7 protein-coding genes are annotated in these 7,186 nt (G+C 73.3%); 4 read left to right on the forward strand and 3 right to left on the reverse strand.

The window, feature by feature from the left end; translation table 11 throughout:
* Positions 1–785: ArsA-related P-loop ATPase (locus L2I40_RS15540; protein ID WP_272910974.1), on the forward strand; the 785-nt coding region annotated here is incomplete at its 5' end.
* 22 nt (positions 786–807) lie between these two features.
* Positions 808–1,206 (forward strand): DUF2703 domain-containing protein, encoded by a 399-nt coding sequence (locus L2I40_RS15545; protein ID WP_237216115.1) that lies wholly within the window; start codon positions 808–810, stop codon positions 1,204–1,206.
* Between the two features lie 16 nt (positions 1,207–1,222).
* Here the strand turns inward: L2I40_RS15545 and L2I40_RS15550 are convergent, their stop codons facing one another.
* Complete coding sequence (locus L2I40_RS15550; protein ID WP_237216116.1) at positions 1,223–2,128, reverse strand: LysR substrate-binding domain-containing protein; 906 nt, start codon at positions 2,126–2,128, stop codon at positions 1,223–1,225.
* 168 nt (positions 2,129–2,296) lie between these two features.
* On the opposite strand from L2I40_RS15550, the gene katG reads away from it, so the two are divergent.
* Both katG and L2I40_RS15560 read left to right on the forward strand, forming a co-directional pair.
* Complete coding sequence (katG, locus tag L2I40_RS15555) at positions 2,297–4,501, forward strand: catalase/peroxidase HPI (protein WP_272910975.1); 2,205 nt, start codon at positions 2,297–2,299, stop codon at positions 4,499–4,501.
* Positions 4,502–4,727: 226 nt separating this feature from the next.
* Positions 4,728–5,411 (forward strand): MarC family protein, encoded by a 684-nt coding sequence (locus L2I40_RS15560; RefSeq protein WP_237216117.1) that lies wholly within the window; start codon positions 4,728–4,730, stop codon positions 5,409–5,411.
* Positions 5,412–5,484: 73 nt separating this feature from the next.
* Here the strand turns inward: L2I40_RS15560 and L2I40_RS15565 are convergent, their stop codons facing one another.
* Positions 5,485–6,300, reverse strand: coding sequence for a class I SAM-dependent methyltransferase (locus L2I40_RS15565; RefSeq protein WP_237216118.1), 816 nt, complete (start codon positions 6,298–6,300; stop codon positions 5,485–5,487).
* Positions 6,301–6,421: 121 nt separating this feature from the next.
* Positions 6,422–7,186, reverse strand: a 765-nt coding sequence (locus L2I40_RS15570) for an N-acetylmuramoyl-L-alanine amidase family protein (protein ID WP_237216119.1), incomplete at its 5' end; no start/stop codon positions are given.

The following is a 7,186-nucleotide window of genomic DNA, read 5'->3' on the forward strand; positions in this document are numbered from 1 at the left end:
TCATGGGCAAGGGCGGCGTCGGGAAGACGACGGTGGCGGCCGCCATCGCCGTCGGCCTCGTCGCGCGCGGCCGGACGGTGCATCTCAGCACCACCGATCCGGCCGCGCATCTGCGGATGACGCTCGGCGGCGAGATGGCCGGGCTGCAGGTGGACCGCATCGACCCGAAGGCGGAGACGGACCGCTACGTCGCGAAGATCATGGAGACGCGCGGCCAGGGCCTGGACGAGGCGGGGCGTGCGCTGCTGCGGGAGGACCTGCGCTCGCCCTGCACCGAGGAGGTCGCGGTCTTCCACGCCTTCTCCCGCATCGTCGCGGAGGCGCGCAGCAGCTTCGTCGTGCTCGACACCGCGCCGACCGGCCACACGCTGCTGCTGATGGATGCCACCGGGGCCTATCACCGGCAGATGACGCGCGGCCTGCAGGGCGACGAGCGGCAGGCGCGGCTCGTCACGCCGCTGATGCGGCTGCGCGACCCGGAGCAGACGAAGGTGCTGCTGGTCGCGCTGCCGGAGACGACGCCGGTGTCGGAGGCGGCCGCGCTGCAGGAGGACCTGCGCCGGGCCGGCATCGAGCCCTATGGCTGGGTGATCAACCGCGGGCTTTCGGGGTCCGGCACCGCCGATCCGCTGCTCCGCCGGCGGATGGAGGGGGAGGCGGCGCAGATCGCGCGCGTGCAGCGAAGCCTGGCGCGACGGAGCTACCTGCTGCCCTGGCAGCCGGAGCCCCCGGTCGGGATCGCGGCGTTGCTGGGTCTCTCGGCGGGGCGCGCGGGGCTACCCTGAACCGGGCGGAAAGGGAAGGACGATGCAGGCTCTGCCGATCGTGTGGCAGCGGCTGACGGATGCGGCAGGCAGGACCTGCACCCGCTGCCAGGCCACGCATGACGAGATCCAGCGCGGCATGGGCAAGCTCCGCGCGGCGCTGCGGCCGCTGGGCATCGAGCCGACGCTCGAGATCCGCGAGATCGATCGGCAGCGCTTCGGCGCCGATCCGCAGGAATCGAACCGCATCTGGATCGCGGGAAGGCCGGTGGAGGAGTGGCTGGGCGCGCAGGTCGGGAGCAGCCCGTGCTGCTCGGTCTGTGGCGACGCCGAATGCCGGACGGTCGCGGTGGAGGACACCGTCTTCGAGGCGATCCCGGAGGAGCTGTTCCTGCGCGCCGCGCTGATCGCCGCGGGCCACTCCATCCGGCCGGGGCGCTAGCGGGCGTCAGGGCCGACTACACCGCCCCGGCCGCCGCGCTCTCCGAGAACTTGCGCAGGCGCGCCGCGATGACCTCGCCCACCGCCTCCACCGCGGCCCGTCTCGGGTAGCGGGCGCGCCAGGCGATGCGCACGGTGCGCCCGGCGCGGGCCGCCAGCGGGCGCAGCACGATGCCGGCGTCCTGCGCGGCGCCCGCGGCCAGGCCGGGAACCAGCGTCGTGCCATAGCCGGCGGCGACCATGTTCAGCAGGGTGGAGAGGCTCGCGGCGCGCAGCGTTCCACCTAGTGCGCCGCCCCGGCCGCAGGCGGCCAGGGCCTGGTCGCGCAGGCAGTGGCCGTCGGCCAGCACCAGCATGTCCTCGGCCAGCTCGCCCTCCGCCACCACCGCGCGCGCGGCCAGCGGATGCTCGGGCGGCAAGGCGGCCAGGAAGGGCTCGGCGAACAGCGCGCGGCTGGCCAGCTCCGCGCCCTCCACCTCGGTCGCCAGCAGGGCGGCGTCCAGCTCATGCGCGCGGAGGCGATCGAGCAGGCCGGCGGTCTGGTCCTCCCACGGCTCGACCTCCAGCGCGGGCAGCGCGGCGCGCAGCGGCGCGAAGACCAGCGGCAGGAGGTAGGGCGCCAGCGTCGGGATGATGCCGAGCCGGAAGCGGCCGGAGAGCGGGTCGCGCAGCTCGGCGGACAGCGTCAGGATCGCGTCGGCCTCGGCCACCGCGGCGCGGACATGGCCGATCAGGCGCTGGCAGGCCTCGGTGGGCGCGACGCCCTTGCCGCTGCGCTCGAACAGCGCGACGCCCAGCAGCTCCTCCAGCTTGCGGAGCTGGATGGAGAGGGTGGGCTGGCTGACGCCGCTGGCCTCCGCCGCGCGGCCCATATGGCCGTGCTCGGCGATGGCGAGGAGGTAGCGCAGGTCGCGGAGGTTCACAGGGTCAGCCGCACTGTCGCGATAGCTTCCCTCTATCGGACGGGTTGCATCAAGGGACTTCCCTCTATCTTCGGGATGGGGCATCCGTGCCGCAAGGTTCCCGGCGGGCGTCGTCACGCCGCCGCGACCTCGGCTTGCTGCACACAGACCGGTCGAACGGAGGGAAAGATGGACGCGAATACCGCGGGCAAGTGCCCGGTGATGCACGGGGCGCCGAAGAACGCGACCGTGGGCGGCCGGTCGAACCGCGACTGGTGGCCGAACGCGCTCAACCTCGGCATCCTCCACCAGCACTCGCTGAAGTCGAACCCGATGGGGCCCGACTTCGACTACGCGCAGGAATTCGCGAAGCTCGACCTGGCGGCGCTGAAGAAGGACATCATCGCGCTGATGACGGTCAGCCAGGATTGGTGGCCGGCCGACTACGGGCACTACGGGCCGTTCTTCATCCGCATGGCCTGGCACGCCGCCGGCACCTACCGCACCGGCGACGGCCGCGGCGGCGCGGGCAACGGCGCGCACCGCTTCGCGCCCGAGAACTCCTGGCCCGACAACGGCAACCTCGACAAGGCGCGCCGCCTGCTGTGGCCGGTGAAGCAGAAGTACGGCAACAAGATCAGCTGGGCCGACCTGTTCATCCTGACCGGCAACTGCGCGATCGAGTCGATGGGCCTGAAGCCCTTCGGCTTCGGCGGCGGCCGCGTCGACATCTGGGAGCCGGAGCAGGACATCTACTGGGGCGCCGAGGACACCTGGCTCGGCGACAAGCGCTACACCGGCGACCGCTTCCTCGAGAACCCGCTCGCCGCGGTGCAGATGGGCCTGATCTACGTGAACCCGCAGGGCCCCAACGGGAACCCGGATCCGATCGCCTCGGGCCGCGACATCCGCGAGACCTTCGCGCGCATGGCGATGAACGACGAGGAGACGGTGGCGCTGGTGGCCGGCGGGCACACCTTCGGCAAGTGCCACGGCGCGGGCGACGCCGCGCTGGTGGGGCCGGAGCCGGAAGCCGCGCCGATCGAGGCGCAGGGCCTCGGCTGGATCAGCAAGTTCGGCACCGGCAAGGGCAAGGACGCGATCACCAGCGGCATCGAGGGTGCGTGGACGCCGAACCCGACGAAGTGGGACAACGGCTACTTCGACATGCTGTTCGGCTACGAGTGGACGCTGACCAAGAGCCCGGCGGGCGCCTGGCAGTGGATCCCGACCGACCCGGCCGCGGCGACGCTGGTGCCGGATGCGCATGTGCCGGGCAAGTTCCACGCGCCGATCATGACGACCGCCGACATGGCGATGCGCATGGACCCGATCTACGGCCCGATCTCGAAGCGCTTCCACGAGAACCCGGAGCAGTTCGCGGACGCCTTCGCGCGCGCCTGGTTCAAGCTGACGCATCGCGACATGGGGCCGAAGGTCCGCTACCTCGGCCCGGACGTGCCGAAGGAAGACCTGATCTGGCAGGACCCGGTGCCGGCCGTGGATCACCCGCTGATCGACGCGCGCGACGCCGAGGTGCTGAAGGCGCAGATCCTCGCCTCCGGCCTGACGGTGGCGGAGCTGGTCTCCACCGCCTGGGCCTCGGCCTCGACCTTCCGCGGCTCGGACAAGCGCGGTGGCGCCAACGGCGCGCGCATCCGGCTCGCGCCGCAGAAGGACTGGGAGGTGAACCAGCCGGCGCAGCTCGAGAAGGTGCTGGGCGTGCTCGGCGGCATCAAGGCGGCCTTCGACGCGGCGCAGACGGGCGGCAAGCGCGTCTCGCTCGCGGACCTCATCGTGCTCGGCGGTTGCGCGGGCATCGAGGCGGCGGCGAAGGCGGCGGGCCATGACGTGAAGGTGCCCTTCGCGCCGGGCCGCACGGATGCGACGCAGGAGCAGACCGACGCGGCGTCCTTCGCGCCGCTCGAGCCGACGGCGGACGGTTTCCGCAACTACCTGAAGACGGAGTACACCGTCTCGGCCGAGGAGCTGCTCGTGGACCGCGCGCAGCTGCTGACGCTGACGGCGCCCGAGATGACGGTGCTGGTCGGCGGCCTGCGCGTGCTCGGCGCCAATGTCGGCGCGTCGAAGCACGGCGTGTTCACGGCGCGCGCGGGCCAGCTGACGAACGACTTCTTCGTCAACCTGCTCGACATGGCGACGGAGTGGAAGCCGATCTCGGCCGCGGCGGACGTGTTCGAGGGGCGCGACCGCAAGACCGGCGCGCTGCGCTGGACCGGCACCCGGGTGGACCTGGTGTTCGGCTCCAACTCGCAGCTGCGCGCGATCGCCGAGGTCTATGCCGAGGCGGGCAACGAGCGGAAGATGGTGAACGACTTCGTCGCCGCCTGGACGAAGGTGATGAACGCGGACCGCTTCGACCTGAAGAAGTAGCCCGACCGGGCCCGCGCGACCGCGCGGGCCACGCATTGCACGACGCCCGGGTGCTGCCGCGCCCGGGCGTTCGCGTCTTCGCGCACCGGCACGGCGGGGATTCCTCGCACAGCCCTGGCATGGGCCTGTCTTCTCCCGCCGGCGCCGACGCCTTAGCCTACCCTGGACGCGCGCCGGGCGCGGCGGTCGCGGCGCCTTCCGCCGCACCGGCAGGGGAGAACCCGTCGTGGCGCTCGCCGCCGAACTCTTCGCCGTCTGGCTGTTCGGCTTCTCGGCGCTGATCAGCATCATCAACCCGCTCGGCGGCGCGCTGGTCTTCCACGGGATGACGCGCTGGCTGACGGAGGCCGAGCGCGCGCGGCTCGCCCGCGCCATCGCCATCAACAGCTTCATCGTGCTGATCGTGGCGCTCTTCGTGGGCGTGCGCGTGCTGGGCTTCTTCGGCATCTCGCTGGAAGCGCTGCGGCTTGCCGGGGGCCTGGCCGTCGCGGTCGCGGGCTGGCGCATGTTGAACGAGGAGACGGACGAGGCGCGGCAGCAGCGCGACGCGCGCGCGCCGGCCGCGCTCGACACCGCGCCGCTCGACCGCATGGCCTTCTTCCCGTTGACCCTGCCGCTCACCACGGGGCCGGGCACCATCGCCGCCTGCATCGCGCTGGCGGCGGAGCGGCGCGCCGCCGAACTCGGCGACATCCTCGTCAGCGTCACGGCCGCGCTCCTGATCGCGCTGGCGGTCGGCCTCTCGGTCTGGGTGGCCTACGCGAATGCCGCGGCGCTGGCGCGGCGGCTCGGCCCGACGGGGATGCTGATCGCGGCCAAGCTCGCCGCCTTCCTGCTGCTCTGCATCGGCGCGCAGATCATGCTGACCGGCGCGACCGACGCGCTGCGCCCGATCTTCGCGGCACGCTGATACCGGCCGGCTGGCACCGCCCGCAGCCGCGAGGCTGCGGGCCCCGCGGGTCGGCCGTGACCAGGCCCGGGGCTCAGCCGGGGACGATGCCGCGCACGGCCCAGGCGCTGGCGGCGTAGGAGCGGGGGCCGTCCGGTTCGCCGTCCAGGTAGGCGCGACGGACATGCTCCCGCAGGCGATCGGCCGCGGCAGGGTCCAGGCTCGCCACGTAGTCGGCGCCCGGGCCCTGTCCGCCGCGATAGGGCGCCCAGAAGTCGTCGAAGCCGGGGAAGTCCATCCTGATCGTCAGGAGCATCTCCCGGACTTCCTCGAAGCCGGCGGCCCGCCACGCCGCTGCGAGTTCGCCGGGACGGGTCATCGGCCGGGTGCAGGTCCGCGCTCGCAGCGCATCGGCCTGCGGATCGAGCATCGCCGCCGTGTCGAAGAAGAGCCGGTGCGCGACGACGCCGCCGCGGGCGTCCCAGACTGCGGCCGCCGCCACCGCGCCGGGGCGCGCCACACGGCGCATCTCTGCCACCGCAGCAGGCGCCCGAGGCACGAAGTGCAGCATGAGCAGCGACAGCACCCGGTCGAAGCTGGCATCCTCGAACGGCATCGCGCAGGCGTCGCCCACGCGGAACTCCAGGCGCGGGTCGCCGCCGGCCCGGCGCTGCGCGTATGCGACGTAGGCGTCGGAGAAATCCAGCCCACAGACCCGGCTGGCGGCGGAACGGCCGGCCAGCGCGAGGGCGAGGCTGCCGGTGCCGCAGCCGAGGTCAAGCACCCGCTCCCCCTCGCCGACCGGGCCGGCGAAGTCGAGGAAGGGCTCCGCCAGCCGACGGCTCCAGCGCCCCATCTGCAGCTCGTAGGCGTCCCCGTCGGTCGCGGTGAAGGTCGAGGAAGTGGCCATGGCGCCCTCCGCAGGATGGCCGGCGAAGGCCCGGCCTGCGACGCCATCTTCGCACCGTTCGCCAGACCCGCCACGGCATCGCTCCGATTGGCCGGACTCAGCCGATCTGAACGCCGTCCTCCTACCGCGCGGCCAGCGCCTCCGGCCGGTCGGCGCGGGCTAGCCATTCGGTTACCGCGCGGCCCAGCGCGCGGGCGACCTTGGCGCGGTGGTCGGGGCGGCGCAGCGCCTCCTCGTCGGCCGGATGCGACAGGAAGCCGATCTCCACCAGCACGGAGGGGATCTCCGGCGCCTTCAGTACGACGAAGCCGGCCTGGCGATGCGTGTTGGGCAGCAGCGGCACATCCTCGCCCAGCTCCTGCACCATGAGCCGCGCCATGCGGGCGCTGCCCGAACGCGTCTCGGCGCGCATCAGCGACATCAGGATCGCCTGCACCTCCGGCGGGACCGAGGGCATGCGGAGCCCGCCGGCGCGGTCGGCCGCGTTCTCGCGCCGGGCCAGCGCGGTGGAGAGCGCGTCCGACCCCTCGCCGAGGGTGTAGACCGAGGCGCCGCGCGCGCCCGGCGCGCTGTCGGCATGGACCGAGACGAACAGCGCCGCCTCGCGGCGGCGCGCGAATTCCACCCGGTCGCCGAGCGGGACGAAGCGGTCGTTGCTGCGCGTCATCGCGACACGGCAGCGGCCCGAGGCCTCGAGCACGCGGCGCAGCTCCTGCGCGGTGGCGAGCACGATGGATTTCTCCTGCGTGCCGCGGGTGCCGATGGTGCCCGGGTCGCGCCCGCCATGGCCGGGATCGATGACGACGAGCGGCAGGTTGGCGCCGGGCCGCCCGCCCTCGGCCAGCGCGCGGCGCGAGGCGGCGGCGCGGGCGAAGGCCTCGGCCGG

Origin of the sequence: Falsiroseomonas oryziterrae (genome assembly GCF_021864505.1) — a bacterium.
Classification (GTDB): domain Bacteria; phylum Pseudomonadota; class Alphaproteobacteria; order Acetobacterales; family Acetobacteraceae; genus Falsiroseomonas; species Falsiroseomonas oryziterrae.